This is a genomic window from Rhodococcus sp. 077-4 (assembly GCF_047782425.1).
In the GTDB taxonomy this organism is placed as follows: domain Bacteria; phylum Actinomycetota; class Actinomycetes; order Mycobacteriales; family Mycobacteriaceae; genus Rhodococcoides.
The window spans coordinates 458505-480005 of the sequence record NZ_JAJPWC010000003.1 but is presented as its reverse complement, the minus strand read 5'-3'; the positions used below and the strand labels follow the sequence as shown (position 1 = coordinate 480005).

The following is a 21501-nucleotide window of genomic DNA, read 5'->3' as shown; positions in this document are numbered from 1 at the left end:
ATCACTTCACTCACGATCGAAGCGAATCCGGCCACTTGCCTCGGTCGAGACCATGGGTTCGCAGCAGCGCGAGTGCAATTCGTTCCATACCGAAGCCGACGCACGCACTGTTGGCCGGCTCGCCGTTCTCGGTGTCGATTCCGAAGGTGTGCCCGAAATGGTCGCGGTGGCAGTTGCACGAGACCACCGCTGTGCCCTCGTCCAGGTCGCCGTAGAGCCGCACGACCAGTTCGGTCTTGAGGTTCTCGTTGCGCTGATTGGCTGCGAGCATACGCCCGGCCCGGCCGAAGAACGGATCGTTCGCGATGACCGCTTCTGCTTCCAAACCCAGGTCGTCCAGTACTTCCAGACCCCGTTGCACCCAGCGCTCACGGTGGGACACAGCGTCGTCGGGAGTGCCTACGCGCACGATCTCGTGCATGCGGAAGGCCTGCATACGCGCCGGATCGATGGCCGGCTCGTGACGGAAGCAATATCCGTGGATGTCGTAGAGCGCGCCGGTGCTCGGAAGTACGGACGGCAACATCGAATACGACGGGTGGCACGCCGCCGAGACCAACATGGTGCCTGCGGATTCGAGGTGGTGATCCCAGTCCTTGCCCTCGGACCGGTCGGCGAGCAGGGCCGCGTGGGCCTTGTTGTCGCCCTCGAACGTGCTGATGGCACCGGTGAGGTTGGGGAACGACGCGATGTAGTCGGTCTTCTCGAATGCTTCCCTGGGAAACACCGGGGGGAACCGAAACCTCGGAACACCGGCTCCGTGCTCGGCTGTGCGCGCTGCAACGACGCGTCGGTCGATCAGCTCGATGATGTCCTCGAACTCGCCCGAGCGGCCGTACAGCCCTAGCACCGAGGACGGAATCAGAAGACCTGCGTCGACCAGTTCCTGTCTGAAATCGCTGCGAGCGGTGTCGAGTTCCGAGATCCGGTCGTTTGTCTGTGTCATCACTTGCCCTTGTAGAGAAGCGCGAGCTGGGAATTGTGTCCGAGAATTCGTTCGTTGCTGACCATGATCGCCGAGCCGTGGGCATCCCGCAGATGCCGTCCGATGCTGAAGTCGCCGTCCTCGCGGTACCCCGAGATGCCACAGATCTGCATGGCCTTGCCGACGATGTCGATAACGAGGGTCGAAGCGGTCACCTTGACGTTGTTGATCTTCACTGCGAAGCCGATGGAACCCAGTTCCTCGGGTGAATCGGCGATCGCCTCGAACTTGGCAGCGGCACCGAACACGGTATCGACGAGTTGCTCGTGCACCACGAACATTTCGGCCAGCCGCAGTGCGCTCGGGGGAGTGGTACCCGGACTCCGGCTGGCGGCTTTGCGGACGAACTTTCGCGACTTGGACACCGCTGCGTCGGCGATACCGAGCCACGCCGAGGCCCAGAGCACGTGCGCTACCGGAAGCATGGTCTGCGAGGAGATCTCGCCGTAGCTGTCCCGCAGGATGCTCGATCGATCCGAATGGGCATCGAGTTGAAAACCGGGGCTGCAGGTGCCGCGGAATCCGAGGGTGTCCCAGTTGCTGGTGCGCTCGAGGGTGACGTTCGGCTTCTCGCATACGACGAGCACCTGATCGCTCGGTGGGCTGTCCACCGTGCGCCGCGCCGTGGCCAGAACGATGTCGGCGTATTCGCCGTACGAGATCACCGGCGCAGTCTTGGCCAGGTGGATGCGCTCCCCGTCGTACTCGACGGCGCAACTGCTCGAACGGACGTCGCCGCCGATGTTGATCTCCGTCGTCGCCGACGCGACGAGCAGTTGTTCGGCAGCGATACGACGGAGCAGCGCCTCGGAGAAGGGGGAGCCGCCGTGCCGCACCAAGCTCAGAATTTGAGACTGGTGCATGACGAAAATCATTGCGGTCGAGGCACATTCGGCCCCCAGATCCCGTGCGATCCGCGCCAGCTCGGTGAGCGAGAGGCCGCCACCACCGAGGGCAGTGGGTATGCCTGCGGCGAAAAGGCCTGCCGAGCAGAGTGCATCAATGGATTCGCGCGGAAAACGGCCCTCTCGATCGACCTCGGCAGCAAAGGTGCGGAGGGTCTTGAGGACGTCGGTGAGAGGCAGCTGCTCGACGCGGCCGGCGGGGGAGACCGTCATGGGCTCAGCCGGCTAGTTGTGCAACAGCGGCAGCGATCGAGTCGATGCTCGCGAAGGTGGATTTCTGCAGCATCGAGTCCGGGAACTCGATGTCGAACTCGTCCTCGAGGCCGATCATGACGTTGACGCTCGCGTGGGATGTCAGACCGCTGTCGTACAGATCCGAAGCCGAATCGATCTCGGCTGCGGCAACCGGCATCTTGCCGAGCTTGTCCAAGACGTCGCGAATGCGTGCTTCGGACTGAGTGCTGAGCGTTTTCATGATTACGGACCTCCACCGATCTCTTGGGTACGAAACCGGTCGGCCTCGCAAGTCGCGCGGGTCGACCGAACAAATCTCGACCCGCAGTCTCCCCAGACCCGTGTAAACAATATCTCAGATTGTTTGTTCCCGGTACCGCATACCGTGGGTAAGTTCCGTGATCTACGTCCCGGCATGTCTTCGTTCGGCCCGATTTGCACGTTTCGGCGACCTCAGGCGTGCGTACGATAGGTTTCGATCGCCTGTTCACGCGCAAACAATCGAAGGAATCAAGCCGATGGGACCAGTCTGCGGCGTGGCCGTGGAGTCGGACGCCCTGCGGATCGCCTACACCGAAGGCGACCGTCGCGTCGTCGAATCCATCGGCCTCGAACCCAGCGAACTCGACCGCATGAGTCGTGACCTGATAGATCGAATCGACGAACGCGGCCCGTTCGAGAACATCGTCTTCACCGGCCGAAAGGCCGACGCCCTCTACCACTCGACGGACTTGGCCTCGGCGGACCTACCGCCGTCGGTGAGGACCTTGGAAGAAGCCTGGGCCCTGCTCTCCTTCGTCCGGTCCCTCGATGCGCTCGCCGAGTCCACCGACGTCCTGGTGCTCGACCTCGGCAGGCACGGTACGTCCGCGTTCTCGATGAACCCGGCCGAGGGCACCGTCCTGTGGCACGACCGGTCGGAATCGTTCGGCGGGGAACGTCTCGACGATGTGGTCGAGAGTCTCGTGATGACGAAGGGGATACTGCCCGAGCCGGACGGCCCGGACGGCGTCGAGGCCTACCGGACATTCTTCCGGGAACTGCGGGAGCTGCTCACGACGTCCACCGGCGTGCGCGCACCGAACAACGGGCCGATGCTTCTCGGCCGCGACGAATTCGAAGAAGCCGTCACGCCGCTGATCGACGCCATCCTCGAATGGGCGAGTCCCGAAGCTCCGCAGGCAGTGGTGCTACTCGGTGGCGTGGCCAACAGTCCGTTGGTCCAGCGGCGAGCGCGCCTCAAATGGCAGGTACCTCTCACTCTTCCCGACTCGCAGTCTCCGGTGGCCGAGGGCGCGGTGATTCGGGCCGAGACGACTCCGACCGCCACCCTCGACGAAGGCCCGATTCTCGATGACTCCGAAACCGAACCGGAGCTCGAGGAAATTTCGACACTCGAAAATTCGGCACCTGAGGAGGCGGCTGAGGCGCAGCCGGAGCCCGAGGTGGAGCAGGCCATCGAACAGCCCTCGGAGGATATTCCGACCCCCCCGAGTTCCGACCTCGACGAACCGGCGACGGCGGTCCAACCATCTCCCGAGGTCCGGCCGATCGGCAGTCCTTCCGCTGCGGCGCGTCCCCGCCAGTACATTGCGGGACTCACGAACCGGGAGTGGACCCGACAGGCCGTCCTCAAAGTCGGAGCAGTTGCGGTGTCGGTCGGCGTGGTGGTCGTCGCACTCTTGTTCGCGACGTTCGGCAACTTCGACAACTCACCGAGGTCGGTCATCAACACCGACCCGGTATTCGAGACCACCCTGGCCGAAGTCCAACCAACCGCAAGCGCGGTCGCTCCCCCGGATGCCTCCGGGGCGCAGGGCCCGGTCACGCTCACCGACCAGCAACTCTACGTCGAGCAGTACACCTACTCCGGTGAGATGTATCAGCCGACAGCCGCCGAGATCGGCTGACCGACCGCCGCCGTCGACTCCGTCGATTCCGCAGCCCGCGGGGCACCCGCCATGCCGATCGCCGCGAGACGGTACCGTGACCGAGTGGACGCGTGGTAAGGCGTCCGCCGTAACTGTCCGATCGACGTGAGGCCGAAAACCGTGACTGTGCTGCTTGGGGTGTCCATGGGGACCCGAGCCGTGCGTACGGCGCAGCCCCGACCGGAGCAGTTCGACACACCTGCGGCCGACTCGTCCGGCCTGGTCACGGACATCGAACGGCCACTGTTCTTCCGCAACGAAGTCATCGACGGTGTCGGCGGGGACCTTCCGCATCTGGCCGCCGAGTCGATCCGTGCCGCTGCAGAATCCGAGCCCGAACTCTCCGCCGGTGTCGCCTACCGCGACCTCCGGCAGGCCGACGCCCTCCGCGCCGCTCTCGCCGGTGCCCACCTGAACAACTTCCACCTGGTGCACGAAGTCGAAGCCGTGGTGGAGTACCTCGCCGCAACCGGTGAAGCACACAACCGCACCTCGGTCGCGTTGTTCGACCTCGGGAGTTCGGGGCTGACCGTCAGCGTGGTGGATCTGGTGCAGCGCACCGTCACGGCGTCGCAGCGTTCGGGTGCGTACAGCGGCGACCTGATCGACGCTTACCTCCGCGACAACCAGCTCGCACGTCTCGGAAAGCCGACGACCGATCCGGACATCGCTCTCTTCGAGAAGCGTTGCCGAATTGCCAAGGAACGCCTGTCCACCCAGGACGCGGTATGCCTCCCCGATGCGAGCGGCATGATCCTGCTCTCGCGCGAGAACTTCGAGCTCCTCATCACCGACCTGCTCGACGAAGCGATCGAATTCGCGCGCGAGGTCATGATCGGAGCGAATGTACCGATCGACGCCGTCGTGCTGATCGGTGGCGGTGCCCGCATGCCCATCGTGCAGGAACGCGTCGGACCCCTGCTTCAGCTGCCGTCGACAGTGCCGACCGAGCCGGAAACCGTTGCTGCCCGCGGGGCGGCCTTGGCCGCTCGGCCGCATTCACGCACGCGGACCGGAGCGCGTACGTCCGTCACGCCGGCGCGGCCCGAAACCGCAAGGCCCGCCCCGGTGTCTCGCGCGCCGCAACCCCCGGCCCCGATTCGTCCGGTTCCGGCCCGCACCGACGCGCTTCATGCGGCTCCGGCTGCGCCTGCTCGGATTCCGACTCGACCGGTTCCGGCGCGTCCGTGGATTCCGGCGGCAACCGATACTTCGGTCGAGACTGCGGATAACGCAGGCGGGTTCGAGTTCTCGCGATTCGCAGACCCGGCCGAACATTCGGCCGCAGATTCTGTCGTTGATACGAAATCGACGTCGACGGTAGGAGATGATGTTCTCGACGACCGTGCGCAGGGGGCGCAGGTCGACGGGGAGGTCTTCGAGATGAGCACGGGGGAGCAGTCTGCCGACGAGCGCAGTGAAACGGAAACGGTTGTTGCCGAAACCGTTGCCGCCGAATCTGTTTCGCCGATCGCGGACGCATCGTCGGTCGACGACGGCAAGCCGGTTCCGTTCCAGCTGAAGAACGTCTACTGGCTCGATGCCGACTACGACGACGACGACGGTGAGGACGACCGCACCCGCGCGAGGCGCAGGCTTCGCACCGGCGGCGTGCTCGCGCTCGGCCTGGCCGCAGTGGTGGGCGTATCCGGGTTTCTGCTCACCCACCAGAACTCTCCGCAGGTGGTGGACACCTCGGTCAGTCGCACACAGACCGAAGCTCCGGCAGTGACCACGGTTCCGCCCACATCGGTGGTTCCGGCTCCGGTTCTGCCGCCGCCCGCACCGGCACCGACGACCACCGTCGAACCGACCACGGAGCCGCAGGAAACCGAGGTCTATCAGGAGCCGGAGACGACGGAGCCGACTACGACGGTCGAGCCTGCGCCGCCGCCCCCGGTCCAGCCCGTTCCCCCGGCTCCGCAACAGCCCCCGCCGCTGATTCCTGGGTTCCCGGACTTCACTCTGCCGGGCTTCCCGCCGGTTGTGCCTCCCGCTCCCTGAGTCGATTCAGTTGTCCGCGTGGGTATTTCGCGGACGAATGTGCTCGAAGATCAGGATGGTCTCGGTGGCTGCAACGGCGGGATCGGCACTGAGATTCTCGACGACGAAATCTCGAAGGGTGGCCGTGTCGACGGTTGCCACATGGACCAGAAAGTCGTCGGCTCCAGCGATGAAGTAGATGTTCAGCGTCTCCTTCCGCGACGCGATCTTCGATCCGAATTCACTGATTCGGCGTCGAGCATCTGCCTGTAGTCGAACGGAGATCATCGCCTGGATGCCCTGGCCGAGAGCCTCGGGATCGATGTCTGCGTGAAACCCGCGGATGACGCCACGCTCGACGAGGGCGCGAACCCGTCCCAGCGCCGTGGACGGTGCGATTCCGGCCGCGGCGGCGAGGGCAGTATTGGGTGTGCGGGCGTCACGGCGTAGTTCGTCGAGCAGTATGTGGTCGATGTGGTCCAGGGGGACGGACCGAACATCGTTCGGTAGCGCCCCCGCTCCAGCGGTCTCGAATGAACTATTGCTCGCCATAACCGGACTCTACAGAATTATCTTCACATCCACTGCAAGGTTTCCGTGAATAATTCATAGTTGGCCTACAGCGTGAAGCCATTGCTTCATGTCACCCACCGCCGAGGAGGCCGTCATGAAGATCGGAATTCCACGCGAGATCAAGAACCACGAATACCGGGTGGCCATCACCCCGGCGGGCGTGCACGAACTGGTCTCGCGAGGACACGAAGTGATCATCGAAACCGAAGCAGGCGCCGGATCGTCGTTCACCGACACCGACTACAAGGCCGCAGGCGCACAGATCTTCACCGACGTCGACAAGGTCTGGGAAACCGCCGACCTCCTGCTCAAGGTCAAAGAACCCATCGCAGAGGAGTATTCGCGTCTGCGCAAGGGGCAGGTGCTGTTCACCTACCTGCATCTCGCCGCATCCAAAGCATGCACCGACGCGCTACTGGAGTCGGGCACCACCGCCATCGCGTACGAAACCGTCACTGCCACAGATGGATCGCTGCCGCTACTCGCTCCGATGAGTGAAGTTGCCGGACGCCTCGCGCCGCAAGCCGGTGCCTACCATCTGATGTCCAGCGAAGGTGGCCGTGGAGTCCTGATGGGCGGAGTCCCAGGAGTGCGCCCCGCCAACGTCGTCGTCATCGGGGCCGGCGTATCCGGAAAGAACGCCACGGCAATCGCTTTCGGCATGCACGCCGACGTCACCGTGCTCGATCTCGACGTGAGAGCGCTCCGCGCCATCGACGACCAGTACCGCGGTGCTGTGAAGACGCTGGTATCGAACACATACGAACTCGAACAAGCCGTTCTTGCAGCCGACCTCGTCATCGGCGCTGTGCTGGTGCCAGGAGCCAGAGCGCCGAAGCTGGTGTCCAACAGCCTGGTTCAGCGCATGAAGCCGGGTTCGGTTCTGGTCGACATCGCCATCGATCAGGGCGGGTGCTTCGAGGATTCGCACGCGACCACCCACGCCGATCCCACGTACAAGGTGCACGAGTCGGTGTTCTACTGCGTCGCCAACATGCCCGGTGCCGTCCCACGGACGTCGACCTATGCACTCACCAACGCCACCCTGCCGTACGTTCTCGCTCTCGCCGACAAGGGCTGGGAAGCTGCCTGCGAGGCAGACCCGGGCCTGAAAGCCGGCCTGAGCACGCACAACGGGGCCCTGCTGTCGGAGACCGTTGCTGCTGCATTCGCCTGATCGAAGCGGCTCCGCCGCACGTGAGCGGAAATTCGTAGCAGAGGTCGAAGTTCTGCTCACGTGCGGCGGAGTCGCTCTACGCGCTGTGGCGACCCGAGCCTCGCGACCGTGTGGGCTTCGACGGCTTCGGGGGCCTGACAGTCTTCGGGGCTCGCGGCGAGGTGAGCGGTCGCGCCAGGAGAACGGCGATTGCGGTGGTCAGGGGTACCGACAACGCCAGCGCCACGCCGCCCACGGAGGAGCGGACGATTTCGATGGCCACCGAATCGCCGGTCAGTACGTCCTGGATGGACCGGTCGGCGACGCTGAAGAGCAAGAGCAGTGGCAACGCGCCACCGGCGTAGGCGAGCACCAGGGTGTAGACGGTACTGGCGATGTGATCGCGCCCCACCCGCATCGTCGCAGTGAAAATCTCGCGCCGCGACGCGGTCTCGTCCACCGAGGCGAGTTCGAAGGCCGCCGATGCCTGCGTGATCGTCACGTCGTTGAGCACACCGAGCGAGCCGATGATGAAGCCGGCCAACAACAGACCGGTGACGCTGACGTTGCCGATGTACGTCTGTACGGCGGCGTTCTGTTCCTCGGACAACCCGGTCAGATGGGTCATGCGAATGGCGACGTAGGACAGTACCGCTGCCAACGCCATCGAGGTGAGGGTGCCGAGCAGCGCCGAGCTGGTGCGAAGGTTCACCCCGTGCGCCAAATACAGCACCGCGTAGAGGATCACCGCACCGGCGACGAGGGCGACCGGAATGGCGGGGGCACCGTCGAGCAGGGCGGGCAGCATGAACACCACCAGCACGGCGAACGCGATGAGCAGGCCGACCAGTGCCCGAAATCCCCTCCAGCGGGCGACGATGCAGATGACCACGGCGAACACTCCGACGATCAGCGCCAACGGCAGCCCACGTGAGTAGTCGTTGAAGGAATAGCGGACCCCACCCGAGGGGTCCGTCTGGACGACCAACCGGATGTCCTCGCCTGCGCTCAGAGTCGGTTGCCCTGGCCCAGGCGCGATCTCGAGCACCGTCCGCTTGCCTGCGTCCTCGCCGGTGGTGATGTCGACGATGCTGCGCTGACATTCGTACGAGTCGTTGACGGCGGGAGTCGGGTTGCCGGTGAACGGCCTGCCTGCGTCGGGACTTCCGCAGGGCCCGATGCTCTGCGAGGTGATGGTGCCTGCCTCGGTGGAGACCGCTCCTCCGCCGGAGGTCTGGAACGGGAGCGGGATATCGACGCTCTGCTGACTCGGCCACAGCGCGATGGCACCGGCGATGACGGCGACGGCAATGGCGATCAACAGTCCGACGACGACCTTGGCGGCAACCGGCCCCAGCGGAACCGGAGTGTCACTGTGCCCGTGCCCGTGCCCGTGACCCGCACGAGAATCGAGGCTGGGCCTAATGCCGTCGGGAAGATTGCCGTGTGGTTCCACGGTGCAAGGCTAGTACGGGCCAGGCTGGTGGCCGATGCGAGGAGCTCGGTGGCGGGGAGCAGGGGGGGCGTCCCCCGCCACCACCTGACCGACCCGGGGGGGAGGGGTACGACCAGGGCTCGCGGGCACCGAAGTGCCGTCCGCCAATGTACAGATCATTCGTGGTTCAGGCGGGGTCGCCCCCATGTTTTTTGCATCACTTTCAACTACTTTTCGGTAACTCGGCGTCTCACTGCTTGTACGACGCGAGGAAGTTGCCGAACCTCTCGATCGCGACGGCGAGATCCCTGGCCCAGGGCAGCGTCACGATGCGCACGTGATCGTGGCCGGGCCAGTTGAATCCGGTTCCTTGAACCACCAGGATCTTCTCCTGCAACAGCAGATCCTGAACCAGCTTCTCGTCGTCGTAGATCTCGTGCACTTCCGGGTCGAGTCGGGGAAACGCATACAGCGCACCCCGCGGCTTGACGCACGAGACGCCGTGAATCGCGTTGAGCTTCTGCCATGCAACGTCACGCTGCTCGAGCAGCCGCCCACCGGGAAGGATCAAGTCCTCGATGCTCTGGTGCCCCCCGAGGGCCACCTGAATGGCATGTTGCGCAGGCACATTGGGGCACAACCGCGTCGATGCGAGTAGGTCGATGCCCTCGATGAACCCGGCCGCATGCTTCTTCGGGCCGGTGATCGCCAGCCACCCAGCGCGGTACCCTGCCACTCGATACGCCTTGGACAGTCCGTTGTACGTCAGGCACAGCAGATCGGGAGCCAGGCTCGCCAGCGAGGTGTGCTGGGCATCGTCGTAGAGGATCCGGTCGTAGATCTCGTCCGCGAGCAACAGCAACTGGTGCTTGCGTGCCAGATCGACGATGCCCTGCAGCACCTCCTTCGAGTACACCGCGCCGGTCGGATTGTTGGGGTTGATCACCAGCAGTGCGACGGTTTTCGGGGTGATCTTGGATTCGATATCGGCCAGATCCGGATTCCACCCGTTTTCCTCGTCGCAGATGTAGTGCACGGCCTTGCCGCCGGACAGCGTCGTCATCGCCGTCCACAGCGGGTAATCCGGGGCCGGGATCAACACCTCGTCACCGTCGTCGAGCAGTGCCTGCATCGTCATCGTGATGAGCTCCGACACCCCGTTGCCGAGGTAGATGTCATCGACGTCGAGCTCGGGAAAGCCGGGTTCGAGCTCGTAGCGAGTGACGATGGCCCGCCGAGCCGACAGAATGCCCTTCGACTCCGAGTAGCCCTGGGCCACCGGCAGCGCTGCAATCATGTCTCGGACGATCACGTCGGGGGCCTCGAACCCGAACGGTGCCGGATTGCCGATGTTGAGCTTGAGGATGCGGTGCCCCTCGGCTTCGAGTCGGGCGGCATGGGCGTGTACCGGTCCGCGGATCTCGTAGAGCACGTTCTGCAGCTTGGTCGACTGCTGCAGTGTGCGATAACGCGGCTGGGAGTGGCTCTGCGGAGTGGTCACCCGTCACATCGTGCCAGGCGGGCACTCCGTGTTTCCACAAGGTTGTTTCGCCCGGGTTGTCGGTGGCGGGTGGAACAATCTCTTTCTATGTGCGGACGGTATGCCAGTACCCGGAGTGACAGCGACCTACAGGCGGTGTTCGACATCGCCGAAACCGTCGGTGCGGAGGTGCCGCCGTCCTACAACGTGGCTCCCACGCAGACGGTGCGGACGGTGCTCGAACGCGCCCCCAAGGACGAACCCGAGGCCGACGCGGTACGGCAGTTGCGGTCGGTTCGCTGGGGCCTGATTCCGTCGTGGGCCAAGGACGCGAAAATCGGTTCCCGGCTGATCAACGCCAGGTCCGAGACCATCACCGAGAAGCCGTCGTTCAAGAAGGCCGCGAGCCGTCGACGCTGCATCGTGCCTGCCGACGGGTACTACGAGTGGGAGAAGCGCGACGGCGCCAAAGTTCCGTACTTCCTGCATACGGAGGGCGTATTGGCGATGGCCGGGTTGTACGAACTGTGGCGAGATCCCACCAAGGCAGAGGACGACGAGGATCGATGGGTCTGGTCGGTCACTGTGCTCACTTCGCCCGCAGCGGATGCGCTCGGCCATATTCACGACCGCTCACCGGTGGTACTTCCACCGGATCTGCGCGCAAGCTGGCTCGATCCCGGCTTGACGGATCTCGGTGCGGTGCAGGAGCTGTTGGCAGCGATCCCCGAACCGAGGCTCGAGCCCTACGAGGTGAGTACTGCGGTGAACAGTGTGAAGAACAACAGCCCCGAGCTGCTGACGCCCGTTTAGGCCGTCAACCCGGTCCGCAACCGGCAGATGTCGAGTATCGCGGTCCGCTCGTCGGGTGTCAGATCCACCGCGATCGGCGAATCGAGAATGCGGCCCAGCCGCTGGAAGTATGTGCGGGCATCCACGCCGAATGCCACATAGATGTCTTCGTCGCTGCCTCCGCCGTATCCGTGCCAGGTGCGGCCGAAAGCCAGAATCTCGTGGTCTACCGAATTGGTAGTGGTCCGGCGCATGATGGTCCCCCTAGTGCTGCTTGTCACCCATCATCCGGGTCATGGTTGAAGAGCCGGTGAACAACGCGTTACATGCGCGTCAGTTCACTAGGGTGGGAGTCGTGACTGCCCTCGCGTACGGATCCTGGCCTTCGCCCATCACCGCCGCAGATCTGTCGTCTGCGGGCCACCCCGTCGAGGGCGGGCTCTTCGTCGGCGACGACATCTGGTGGTCCGAACTGCGCCCCACCGAACAGGGCCGAACGGCGATCTGTCGCCACGTCGACGGCGAAGCGCAGCCTATTCTGCCCGCGCCGTTCAACGCTCGCACCCGCGTCCACGAGTACGGCGGGGGAGCATGGACTGCTACAGCTGACGGCGACCTGGTGTTCGCCGAGTTCTCCGATCAACGCGTCTACCGACTCACCCCCGGCGGCGCGCCCGTTCCGCTGACGCCGAAACCGGCTGTGGCGTCGAGCATTCGGTACGCAGATCTCTCGGTGGTCGGTACCGACGTCATCGCAGTTCGCGAGACACACGACGCAGGCACGGTGTCACGAGACATCGTGGCCATCGATCTCGGCGGCGCCGGAGTGCGCTCGCTCGTGGCGGGCTCGGACTTCCTTGCGTTCCCGAGATTGTCGCCCGACGGCACCCGTATCGCCTGGATCGCGTGGAACCACCCGCAGATGCCCTGGGACGGAACAGAACTGCGCGTTGCCTCCCTTGCCGATCCCGGCGCGTGGACGGTGCTGCTCGGCTCTACCGAGGAATCGGTGATGCAGCCGGAATGGATCGACAACGACTCGCTGTACGCCATCAGCGACCGAAGTGGTTGGTGGAACCTGTATTCGGTCACGCTCGACGGCTCGGTCGCCCCGCTGCTGACGCTCGACGCCGACTTCGGGGCTCCGCTGTGGCGACTGGGATCGAGCTGGTACTCGATGCTCGACGACGGGAAGCTGCTCACCGTGCGGACCGTCGGCACCGACACATTGGCGGTGCTCGATCTTGCGTCCGGGGCACTGGAAGACATCGCACTCGAGGGCGTGACGTCGGTGGGGCTCGGTGGGCGCTCCGGATCGACCGTCCTGCTCAAGGGTGGCGGAGCTCAGGTGGCAGGAGGACTGTTCGCCCTCGACCTGGAATCCGGCGAATTGACCTCGATACGTTCGGGATTCGAATCCGTCCCGGACGAGGCGTACCTACCGGAGGGGCGTCAGATCACGTTCGAGGGACCGAATCGGGAAGTGCACGCCATCGCCTACGCGCCGCGCAACCCGTCCTACGAGGGGCTCGACGGCGAGCTGCCGCCGTACATCGCCTTCGTCCACGGCGGCCCGACGGCACATGTGGCACCCGCTCTGAACCCGTTGTTCGCCTACTTCACCAGCCGCGGCATCGGCGTCGTCGATGTGAACTACGGCGGGTCGAGCGGATACGGCCGCGAATACCGCAACCGGCTGCGCGGGCAATGGGGCGTGGTCGACGTCGAAGACACCATCGCCGCAGTACAGGGGTTGGCCGACAGTGGCCTTGCCGACCCGCGCCGACTGGCCATCGAAGGTGGGTCGGCCGGTGGCTGGACGGTGTTGGCCGCGTTGACGTCCTCGGACGTATTTGCCTGCGGTGCATCGTACTTCGGCGTCGCCGAGCTCGAGCTGTTCGTCGCCGAGACCCACGACTTCGAATCGCGCTACATCGACGGGCTGATCGGACCGCTGCCCGAGGCCATCGACCTGTACCGCACCCGCGCGCCGGTCAACAACGTCGACGGACTGTCCTGCCCAGTGCTGCTGTTGCAAGGTCTCGACGATCCGATCGTGCCGCCGTCACAGGCCGAACGATTCCGAGACGCCATGGTGCAGAAAGGTATTCCGCACGCATACCTTGCCTACGCGGGCGAGTCGCACGGATTCCGCAAACTCGAAACGCAGGTGAACGCACGCGAATCCGAACTGTCCTTCTACGGGCAGGTCATGGGATTCACGCCGCCCGGAATCCCGGAATTGCAGCTGTGGCGTCCCTCTAGCTGAGTGGTGGGTGCGCGCGCTTCGCTTCCAGAAACTCGAGGAGGGCGCTGGGGATAGCGCAGTACTTGCTGTTGCCCACCGACAACTTGCTGCCTGCCTCGAACGCTGCCTTCGACGGGCCGTTGTTCTCGATCACCAGTGCGCAGAGACGCTCGTCGGTGCGGCCGGACTCGCAGCACTGCTCGACGTGCGCTCGGTCGTCGGGCGACAAAGCCGTCCACCACTCGTCGTAGCGGCGAAAAAGCTTGTCCGCGTCGTCGGTCATGCCTGCTCCCTAGTCTCGGTCCACGTACGAGTCCGACCATACTCACGATGTCCGATTCGGCCACCCCTGCGGGGGGGGGGGGCGGCCGAGACCTCACACCCCTACTGACGACTGCGCGCCCCTGCTCTGACGTGAGAAGGGGCGCGCAGTCGGTAAAAAGGGTGTGAGGTTACTTGCGGCGACCCGGAACCTTGGCTCCCGGAGCGAATCCGAGCCCACCGGCCTTCGGCTTGGGTGGAGTCCGGTCATCCGAACCGCTGGACGCGGCCTCACCGGCAGTGTCCGACGTATCGGCCTTCGGGGCCTCTGCCTCCGGCGCTTCGGCCTCCGGCGCTTCGGCCTCCGGTGCCTCCGGTGCCTCCGGTGCCTCCGGTGCAGCAGTCTCCGGAGTCGGCTCGGCCTTTTCGGGCTCTGTGTTCTTCGGCTCAGCAGGTGCAGCGGCGGCCGCACCGGGCGTGCGTGCGCCCGGCTTCTTGAACCCGGACTTCACGGCCAGGCCCTTGGGCTGAACGGTCGGCTTGGATTCTGCTGCAGCCTCGGCGGCGGGTGCCTCCGAAACCGAAGCCTCTTCAGCTGATTCCTCGGCCTTCGGTGCCTCGGCCTTGGGCGCCTCAGCTGGTGCTTCGGCAGCAGGCGCAGCCGCGGCCTTGGCTCCCGGCTTCTTGAACCCCGACTTCACGGCCAAGCCTTTCGGCTGGACGGTCGGCTTGGATTCGGTTGCCGCAGCGCCTGATTCGGCGGAATCGCCCGCAGCCTCCGGGGCAGTTGCCGGAGCTACGTCGGCCTCGGCAGGCTTGCCCGGTGCCTTCGCACCTGGCTTCTTGAATCCGGACTTCACGGCCAGACCCTTGGGCTTGACGGTGGGCGTCGACTCGGCCGAGGCAGATGTCTCGGGAGCGTCGGCGGTCTCGGCGGACGGTGCCGCGGGTGCAGCAGCCTTCGCTCCGGGAGCCTTGCCCTTCATCTGCAGGCCCTTGCCGCCGGGAGCCTTCGCGCCACCGGCCATTCCGAGCCCCTTGGGCTTGGCTGCAGGTGCCGCCTCATCCGCGGTGTCTTCGGACTTGGTTGCAGAACCGGGTGCCTTCGCTCCCGGTGCCTTGGCCAGACCCTTCATCTTCAATCCGCCGCCGGCCTTCGGGGCGGGAGCTGCCGGAGCAGACTTCGCCTCGGCAGGCTCTTCGACGGGTGCGATGCGTTCGGCCTCTTCGACCTCGGCAGCGTTCTCGGTTGCCAGGTCCTCCTGGGGAGTGCGCTCGCGTGGGATGACCTTGATGTTCTCGGCCAGCACCGAGGACTCGACGCGGGTGATCGACTCGAGCATCAACTGCGCGACATCGACGACCTCGACTCCCTCGTGCGCGCCGCCTTCCTGCCGTGCGGTGACACCGTCGGTAAGCATCACGCGGCAGAACGGGCAACCCGTGGCGATCTTCTTGGGGTTGGTGGCAAGTGCTTCGTCGACCCGGTCGATGTTGATGCGCTTGCCGATGTTCTCTTCCATCCACATGCGAGCGCCACCGGCACCACAGCACATGGACCGCTCACCGTGGCGCGGCATCTCCTTGAGGTTGGAGCCCGACGCGGCCATGAGCTCACGCGGAGCGTCGTACACCTTGTTGTGACGGCCGAGGTAGCACGGGTCGTGGTAGGTGATGTCCTGGCTGACCGAGGCCACCGGGATCAGCTTCTTCTGCCGCACGAGGCGGTTGAGCAGCTGCGTGTGGTGCACCACCTCGTAGTCGCCGCCGACCTGCGGGTACTCGTTGCCGAGTGCATTGAAGCAGTGGGCACAGGTGACGACGATCTTGCGCTTGCTCTGCTCGACGCCGTCGAACACGCTGTTCAGCGTCTCGATGTTCTGCATCGCGAGCTGCTGGAACAGGAATTCGTTGCCCGCGCGGCGAGCGGAGTCGCCGGTGCAGGTCTCGTCCGCGCCGAGCACCATGAACTTCACGCCCGCAGTGGCGAGCAGCTCGGCAACGGCCTTGGTGGTCTTCTTCGCGCGGTCCTCGTAGGCACCGGCGCAGCCGACCCAGAAGAGATACTCGTAGTCCTGGAACGAATCGGCGTCCTGGCCGAAGACCGGGATGTCGAAGTCCATCTCGTTGATCCAGTTGAGACGGTCCTTCGAGTTCTGGCCCCAGGGGTTGCCCTTGTTCTCGAGGTTCTTGAACAGACCGGCGAGCTCGGACGGGAACTCGGATTCGATGAGCACCTGGTAGCGGCGCATGTCGATGATGTGGTCGACGTGCTCGATGTCCACCGGGCACTGCTCGACGCAGGCACCACAGGTGGTGCAGCTCCACAGCACCTCGGGATCGATGATGCCGCCCTCGATGGCGTCGGCGACGAGCTTGCGATCGGCTTCGTCGCGGGCATTCTGCGGGATGGCGTCGAGCGCCTTCTGGTCGACGTTGCCCTCGGAGTCGACGAGACCGACCTCGTCACCTGCCATGTCCTTCTTGCCACCGGCGAGCAGGTACGGGGCCTTGGCGTGGCTGTGGTCGCGCAGCGACATGATCAGCAGCTTGGGGGAGAGGGGCTTGCCGGTGTTCCAGGCGGGGCACTGCGACTGGCAGCGACCGCATTCGGTGCAGGTGGTGAAGTCGAGCCAGCCCTTCCAGCTGAAGTCCTCGATCTTGCCTGCGCCGAAGGCGTCGACGTCGGGGTCGGCCTCTTCCATCTCGAGGACCTTGCCGCCGGACATCATCGGCTTGGCCGGGCCGAGGGCGACGGTGCCGTCGTCCATGCGCTTGAAGTAGATGTTGGGGAACGCGGTGAAACGGTGCCACGCGATGCCCCAGTTGATGCGGGTGCCGACGATGTAGAGCCAGATCATGCCGGACATCAACTTGATCAGCGCGAACACCGAAACCATGTTGGAGCTGGCGGGCAGCAGCTCGGCCAGACGCATCGTGAAGAAGTCGGTGTAGGGATTCGAGTGTCCGTACGTGGCGATCTTGCCTGCCTTGACGAACACCATGCCCAGACCCTCGATGAGCACGACGGCCTCGACGAAGTAGGCGGCCTTGAACCCGGAGCCGGCGAAGCGGGACTGACGCTCGGGCTTCCGTGGGTGGTTGAGCTGGCGAATGATGATCAGCGTGGTGATGCCGATGACGGTGCCGAGTCCGAGCAGCTCGTCGATGAGGTGGTAGGCCGCGGTGTCACCGACGATGGGCCAGTGGAACTCGGGGTTGAATGTCTGGCCGTAGGCCTCGAACCAGACGAATGCGCCCAGCATGAAGCCGATCATGACCAGCCAGTGCGCCCAGCCGACGGTGCGGAACTTGACCATCTTGGTGTGGGCGAGGAACTCGACGACCATCTGCTTGAACCGCGGGATGAACGGCCTCCAGCGATCGGGTGCCGGTTGGCCGAGTCGCACGATGTTGAACATGCGCAGGGCACCACGAATGAAGGCGTACCAACATACGAGGCTGAGCAGAGCACCGACTGTGCCCAACGTGATCGTCAGGGCGTTCATGTCGCGGCCTTTCGCTGTAGGTGGCAGCTGGAGAGCTACCGTGGGTTCAGCCCGTCGAGCTTGTGACGGTCTATGTTACCCGCTGGTAGGTCTTCGATCGTACTGGCGGGTAACTTAGCATCGATCCTTCGGAGCGACGCTGGTGGACACGGATATGAGGCCGTCCGACGGGCGGGCTGAACTCGTCAGTAGGTTGTCTCGAAGATCACGTTAGGCGTAGGGCCTTTGCGCACTGTCGAGAAGGCAGTCCTTACTTGCTGCCGCGTGTGCTGCTCGGGGCTGGTGGGGTAGCAGTGACTCGACCGAGTCGGTGGGTACGAATTGTCGGTATCGTCCGATCGACCGACATCAGGGATATCAGGACGACTAGCCGCGGGCTGCGTGCGCTGCGGTTTCTCAAAATGTTTGCGACAGTTGGTAACTGACGGATGACGGACCGGTTGCAAAAGAACAACGACCGGTCCGCTTTGTACGCTACAATCCTGAACGCACCACAAGTCGCAGACGCGTCATCGGGGTGACACAGCGTTCGACGGTTACTTGACAGTGGTACTGCCAGACCCCAATGCACAGAAACGGAACAAAACTCCACATGAAACTCAGCAAACTGGTCGTCACCTCGGCCCTCGTCGCAGCAGCGATGGGCCTGGCCAGCGGTACCGCGTACGCGCAGGCTCCGGCCGAGCCCTCTGCCACCGTCCCCGATACGAACTACAGCGTCGAGCTCGAGGACCGCACGATCGTCACCACCATCGACGCAGGCGTCTTCAAGATCGCCGACGACGGCAAGACGGTCGACGTCCTCGACGCCGCCGACAAGACACTCGTGACTCTTCCGCTGTCGTTCAACCTCGGCGGACTGAACTTCCCGTACGAGCAGAACGTCGACAACGACGGCAAGACTCTGCGTCTCATCCCGAACCTCGACTTCACCAAGGCATCGGCGAACTCGCGCAGCATCGGCGCGACGACCGTCGCCTCGCCCGAGGAAAACCTCAAGGCGCAGCAGAACTTCGCGTCGCAGCTCGGCATCGCGACTGCGATCGGTGGATTCACCGGCACTGCAATCGGCGCTGTGGTCGGTGGACTTGGATTCCTGGGCGGCCCCGTCGGTCTGGCGTCGGTACCGCTGGGTGCGACACTCGGAGGCATCGCCGGGACGATCATCGCGGGTGGCCCGACCCTCGTTGTTGCTGGCATCGATTTGATCAACACGCTGAACGCAGCACCGGGCACCACTGTCTGGGCCAAGTAGCACCAGCGTCTTTACGAACGAGGGCCCATGATCTCGACGAGATCGTGGGCCCTTCGTCGTTGTGGTTGTCACACAGTCGAATCGATGGTCGGTGTTCTGTCGGACTCCGGAGAGTCTGCGGAGCCGGGTGCGAGGAGTTCGATCGGCGTCGAGCACGCGAGGCGCAGCGCCCGCCTGATGGTGTCTGCGTCGACGAATTCGGCATGGAACGACGCTGTGACGCGGATGGAGTTTCGCAGTCGCGCGGTGGTGAGCGTGACGTGCCCGTGGCTTGCAGGTGCCACCATGGCCCGATACGCGCTGGTTGATTCTCCGATGAAGCCGATGTCGTTCAATCGGGGGTGGCGGCCGATGTCGGAGAGTGCGAGGCGAACAGTGTCGGATGCCGGAGGCGGTGTCTCGGGGGTGCTGGAGGATCGGAGTCGACCCAGCTTCGAATGCAGGCTCACCAGAACCAGGTTCGCGACCGGATGCCCGCTGTCGATGATGCCTTTCCAACGGCGGGACAGCATTGCGGTATCGGTGGTGTCGGGCAAGGCGACGTCGATGCCGGCGGACAGATTCGCCAGGGTGCTCAGATGGGCCGGTAGGTATCGCCGGACGTCGAACAGTACTTTCGCGACGTCGTCGACAACGACTCCCTGGCTGCGGAGCGCGGCGTCGAGGGCGGCGAAGAACAGAATCGAGATCGACTGGCCGGGGCGGTGGGCATCGCGCCATCGCGTCAGTTCGTGTGTGCACTCGATCGTCGCTGCGTCCGCCACCACGCAGACGGACGAGGTGATCGACGGGGAGGCAACCAATCGGTTCGTGGACCCGTCGACGGTTGCCGCGCCCTTCGTGCGTAAATCGAGTTCTCGGGCCGGAGGGCGGAGCCGGGAGCGCAGCAGACGCAGTAGTCGTCGAGGATCGGACCCGAAGCAGCGCAACGTGGCGACGGCGAGAGGACGATCGGTGCGGGCTGCTGTGGCCCATTGGGGCACGATCCCGTGACGGGCCGTGACGTCGGCGAGCGTGTGCGAGATGTTGATGATCATCTGGCCGTCCCCGATGCCGTGATCCATATAGAACACCACGTGATCACCGCGAACCACGATCGAGATGGGTTCTGCCTGGTCGTGGGTGGAGAGAACGTCCGCCATCGCGGAGTCGTACTCGTCCTCGGTGATCGGGGAGTCCTGGCGAACGGCACGCAGAAGGCGTTCGGGGTCGTAACGCCAGCGTCGGGACGTGCGATCGGGAAGAAGACCCAGTCGAGCGGCTGGGCCGATCGACATCGCTGTGCGCAAGGCTCGTCGGATACCGGCAACTCCGCCGTGATCGATCGGACCGAGCGCCACGACGGTCCAGTTTCCGGCAAGCGCTACGTCGGTCTCGTGGACTGTGTAGTGCGTGGGAGAGACCACGTTCATCGGTGCCCCTTCTGGGTGCGGGCTTTACTGTTTGTTTATGAAAGCCTGACAAACATTATGGACGAAGATGCCTTTCGAGCCAACCCTGAGTACGATAGAACCGAGTGAAACCAACTATTGGACAGGATAAGCGTGTGGTGGGCGATGTGAGCGGGATGCGGGTGCTCGCGGTGTCCCTGTCGACGGCAGTGGGCGGAACCGACCACAGCCTTCGAAACCTCGCGCTCGCGCTGCGCCCGATGGGTGTGGCGGTGACGTTGGGGGCACCGGGCGGTAGTGCCACCGAGCAGTGGTGGCGCGAGAGCGGCCTGCCCTTCCTGCCGCTGGATCTGCCGCAGCGCATCGGCATTCGCCGCCAGGGCGAAAAATCGCTACACCCGATCGGTGCGCTTCTCGCGCAGGTGCCCAAGAGTGCGCGCACGGTGTCCATTCTTCGTCGGGCCGCCCGTGGGTTCGACGTGGTGCACTCGAACCATCTGCTGCTGCATCCCGACGCGGTGGTGGCGTCGAAGCTGGCGCGAAAGCCGGTCGTCGTCGAATTTCACGACATCGTTCCCGCAGGTCCAGGACGCACTCTCCTGGCCGGGATCGTCACCGCATCCACCCGTGCCGTTGCGGTCAGTGGTGCCGTGGCGAAACAGCTCCCCGAACGTGTTGCCCGCCGAGTGAGAGTGGTGCATCAGGGCATCGACACCTCGCGATTTGCGCCGGGAGTCGGAGACCGGGCTGTTCGGTCGACCATGACCGCGGACCCGGATGCCCCACTGATTGCGGCCGTCGGGCGGATCGACCCCGAGAAGAACCTGGATGTGCTGATCGACGCCGTGGCTCGGGTTCGAAGCTCGGGCATCGATGCGCATCTGGCCATCGTCGGCGCGCCCAGTGAGGACGACGGCAGTCACCTTGCCGGACTGGTCGATTCCGCGGCTCGCGCGTTGCCGGGGGCGCACAGATTTCTGGGACGTACCGACGAAGTGGCAGCGACCCTGCGCGCGGTCGACGTTCTGGCGTGCCCCTCTCAGGACGAGCCTTTCGGGCTCATCGCACTCGAGGCGCAGTCCTGCCAGGTGCCGGTCGTGGCGAGCGACACCGGCGGTCTGGTGGATTTCGTGACCCACGAACGCACCGGCCTGATCGCTCGAACCGGTGATGCCGACTCTCTGGCCGCGCAACTGTCGAGAATCCTCACCGATCACGAGCTCGCGAACAGGCTTTCGGTGACGGCGCGTGAGCAGGCCACCACGCGTTTCGACTCCGAACATCGGGCACAGCGATTCGCGGACATCTACAGTTCAGCGGTCGGGGAAAAGCGCATCACGTGAATTGACGCAGTCGACTTCGG

Annotated in this window: 17 protein-coding genes; 7 read left to right on the top strand and 10 right to left on the bottom strand. The window is 64.7% G+C overall.

Annotated features, from left to right (window positions below):
- Positions 1 to 10 precede the first annotated feature (10 nt).
- From ACNEOT_RS18600 to ACNEOT_RS18590, 3 genes are read right to left on the bottom strand one after another with little or no spacing between them, the layout of a single operon-like run.
- Positions 11 to 946 carry an amino acid--[acyl-carrier-protein] ligase gene (locus ACNEOT_RS18600; RefSeq protein WP_415975847.1) on the bottom strand — a complete coding sequence of 312 codons (936 nt, stop codon included), beginning with the start codon at positions 944 to 946 and terminating at the stop codon, positions 11 to 13.
- A complete protein-coding gene (locus tag ACNEOT_RS18595) occupies positions 946 to 2103 on the bottom strand; it encodes an acyl-CoA dehydrogenase family protein (protein ID WP_415975846.1) in 1158 nt (385 codons plus the stop codon). The genes ACNEOT_RS18600 and ACNEOT_RS18595 overlap by 1 nt, the downstream gene beginning before the upstream one ends.
- A gap of 4 nt (positions 2104 to 2107) precedes the next feature.
- The gene (locus tag ACNEOT_RS18590) at positions 2108 to 2365 is read right to left on the bottom strand and encodes an acyl carrier protein (RefSeq protein ID WP_415975845.1); all 258 of its coding nucleotides are present in this window, start codon (positions 2363 to 2365) and stop codon (positions 2108 to 2110) included.
- A gap of 277 nt (positions 2366 to 2642) precedes the next feature.
- Here ACNEOT_RS18590 and ACNEOT_RS18585 point away from each other — a divergent pair, with 277 nt between their 5' ends.
- Positions 2643 to 4034 carry a hypothetical protein gene (locus ACNEOT_RS18585; protein ID WP_415975844.1) on the top strand — a complete coding sequence of 464 codons (1392 nt, stop codon included), beginning with the start codon at positions 2643 to 2645 and terminating at the stop codon, positions 4032 to 4034.
- 141 nt (positions 4035 to 4175) lie between these two features.
- On the top strand, positions 4176 to 6059 hold the full coding sequence (locus ACNEOT_RS18580; RefSeq protein ID WP_415975842.1) for an Hsp70 family protein: 1884 nt from the start codon (positions 4176 to 4178) through the stop codon (positions 6057 to 6059).
- A 6-nt stretch (positions 6060 to 6065) separates the two neighbouring features.
- On the opposite strand, the gene ACNEOT_RS18575 is transcribed toward ACNEOT_RS18580, so the two are convergent.
- Entirely contained in the window at positions 6066 to 6590 is a 525-nt protein-coding gene (locus tag ACNEOT_RS18575; RefSeq protein ID WP_415975840.1) for an Lrp/AsnC family transcriptional regulator, read from the bottom strand.
- Between the two features lie 115 nt (positions 6591 to 6705).
- On the opposite strand from ACNEOT_RS18575, the gene ald reads away from it, so the two are divergent.
- Positions 6706 to 7788 carry an alanine dehydrogenase gene (ald, locus tag ACNEOT_RS18570; protein ID WP_415975839.1) on the top strand — a complete coding sequence of 361 codons (1083 nt, stop codon included), beginning with the start codon at positions 6706 to 6708 and terminating at the stop codon, positions 7786 to 7788.
- Between the two features lie 76 nt (positions 7789 to 7864).
- Here ald and ACNEOT_RS18565 read toward each other — a convergent pair whose 3' ends face one another.
- Both ACNEOT_RS18565 and ACNEOT_RS18560 read right to left on the bottom strand, forming a co-directional pair.
- Positions 7865 to 9223: a YibE/F family protein gene (locus ACNEOT_RS18565; RefSeq protein ID WP_415975838.1), complete on the bottom strand. Its 1359-nt coding sequence runs from the start codon at positions 9221 to 9223 to the stop codon at positions 7865 to 7867.
- Positions 9224 to 9452: 229 nt separating this feature from the next.
- Entirely contained in the window at positions 9453 to 10703 is a 1251-nt protein-coding gene (locus ACNEOT_RS18560) for a pyridoxal phosphate-dependent aminotransferase (RefSeq protein ID WP_415975837.1), read from the bottom strand.
- A gap of 87 nt (positions 10704 to 10790) precedes the next feature.
- On the opposite strand from ACNEOT_RS18560, the gene ACNEOT_RS18555 reads away from it, so the two are divergent.
- Positions 10791 to 11495: an SOS response-associated peptidase gene (locus ACNEOT_RS18555; protein WP_415975835.1), complete on the top strand. Its 705-nt coding sequence runs from the start codon at positions 10791 to 10793 to the stop codon at positions 11493 to 11495.
- Here ACNEOT_RS18555 and ACNEOT_RS18550 read toward each other — a convergent pair.
- Positions 11492 to 11728 (bottom strand): DUF3263 domain-containing protein, encoded by a 237-nt coding sequence (locus tag ACNEOT_RS18550; RefSeq protein ID WP_415975833.1) that lies wholly within the window; start codon positions 11726 to 11728, stop codon positions 11492 to 11494. The two genes, ACNEOT_RS18555 and ACNEOT_RS18550, sit on opposite strands and share 4 nt — an antisense overlap.
- 101 nt (positions 11729 to 11829) lie before the next feature.
- On the opposite strand from ACNEOT_RS18550, the gene ACNEOT_RS18545 reads away from it, so the two are divergent.
- A complete protein-coding gene (locus ACNEOT_RS18545) occupies positions 11830 to 13743 on the top strand; it encodes a prolyl oligopeptidase family serine peptidase (protein ID WP_415975832.1) in 1914 nt (637 codons plus the stop codon).
- On the opposite strand, the gene ACNEOT_RS18540 is transcribed toward ACNEOT_RS18545, so the two are convergent.
- On the bottom strand, positions 13736 to 14005 hold the full coding sequence (locus tag ACNEOT_RS18540; RefSeq protein WP_415975830.1) for a hypothetical protein: 270 nt from the start codon (positions 14003 to 14005) through the stop codon (positions 13736 to 13738). The two genes, ACNEOT_RS18545 and ACNEOT_RS18540, sit on opposite strands and share 8 nt — an antisense overlap.
- A 169-nt stretch (positions 14006 to 14174) precedes the next feature.
- Positions 14175 to 17492: a heterodisulfide reductase-related iron-sulfur binding cluster gene (locus ACNEOT_RS18535; protein WP_415975829.1), complete on the bottom strand. Its 3318-nt coding sequence runs from the start codon at positions 17490 to 17492 to the stop codon at positions 14175 to 14177.
- 592 nt (positions 17493 to 18084) lie between these two features.
- Between ACNEOT_RS18535 and ACNEOT_RS18530 the strand changes: the two genes are divergently transcribed.
- Positions 18085 to 18747, top strand: a complete 663-nt coding sequence (locus ACNEOT_RS18530; RefSeq protein WP_415975828.1) for an ammonium transporter — start codon at positions 18085 to 18087, stop codon at positions 18745 to 18747.
- 68 nt (positions 18748 to 18815) lie between these two features.
- Here the strand turns inward: ACNEOT_RS18530 and ACNEOT_RS18525 are convergent, their stop codons facing one another.
- Positions 18816 to 20159, bottom strand: coding sequence for a hypothetical protein (locus ACNEOT_RS18525; RefSeq protein ID WP_415975827.1), 1344 nt, complete (start codon positions 20157 to 20159; stop codon positions 18816 to 18818).
- A 134-nt stretch (positions 20160 to 20293) separates the two neighbouring features.
- On the opposite strand from ACNEOT_RS18525, the gene ACNEOT_RS18520 reads away from it, so the two are divergent.
- Positions 20294 to 21481, top strand: coding sequence for a glycosyltransferase family 4 protein (locus ACNEOT_RS18520; RefSeq protein ID WP_415975826.1), 1188 nt, complete (start codon positions 20294 to 20296; stop codon positions 21479 to 21481).
- Positions 21482 to 21501: the final 20 nt, after the last annotated feature.

What these genes read in the sequence shown, in the direction of transcription:
- ACNEOT_RS18600 (WP_415975847.1), bottom strand. Translation starts at nt 946, where the DNA reads ATGACACAGACAAACGACCGGATCTCGGAACTCGACACCGCTCGCAGC.
- ACNEOT_RS18595 (WP_415975846.1), bottom strand. Translation starts at nt 2,103, where the DNA reads ATGACGGTCTCCCCCGCCGGCCGCGTCGAGCAGCTGCCTCTCACCGAC.
- ACNEOT_RS18590 (WP_415975845.1), bottom strand. Translation starts at nt 2,365, where the DNA reads ATGAAAACGCTCAGCACTCAGTCCGAAGCACGCATTCGCGACGTCTTG.
- ACNEOT_RS18585 (WP_415975844.1), top strand. Translation starts at nt 2,643, where the DNA reads ATGGGACCAGTCTGCGGCGTGGCCGTGGAGTCGGACGCCCTGCGGATC.
- ACNEOT_RS18575 (WP_415975840.1), bottom strand. Translation starts at nt 6,590, where the DNA reads ATGGCGAGCAATAGTTCATTCGAGACCGCTGGAGCGGGGGCGCTACCG.
- ald (WP_415975839.1), top strand. Translation starts at nt 6,706, where the DNA reads ATGAAGATCGGAATTCCACGCGAGATCAAGAACCACGAATACCGGGTG.
- ACNEOT_RS18555 (WP_415975835.1), top strand. Translation starts at nt 10,791, where the DNA reads ATGTGCGGACGGTATGCCAGTACCCGGAGTGACAGCGACCTACAGGCG.
- ACNEOT_RS18550 (WP_415975833.1), bottom strand. Translation starts at nt 11,728, where the DNA reads ATGCGCCGGACCACTACCAATTCGGTAGACCACGAGATTCTGGCTTTC.
- ACNEOT_RS18540 (WP_415975830.1), bottom strand. Translation starts at nt 14,005, where the DNA reads ATGACCGACGACGCGGACAAGCTTTTTCGCCGCTACGACGAGTGGTGG.
- ACNEOT_RS18535 (WP_415975829.1), bottom strand. Translation starts at nt 17,492, where the DNA reads ATGAACGCCCTGACGATCACGTTGGGCACAGTCGGTGCTCTGCTCAGC.
- ACNEOT_RS18530 (WP_415975828.1), top strand. Translation starts at nt 18,085, where the DNA reads ATGAAACTCAGCAAACTGGTCGTCACCTCGGCCCTCGTCGCAGCAGCG.
- ACNEOT_RS18525 (WP_415975827.1), bottom strand. Translation starts at nt 20,159, where the DNA reads ATGAACGTGGTCTCTCCCACGCACTACACAGTCCACGAGACCGACGTA.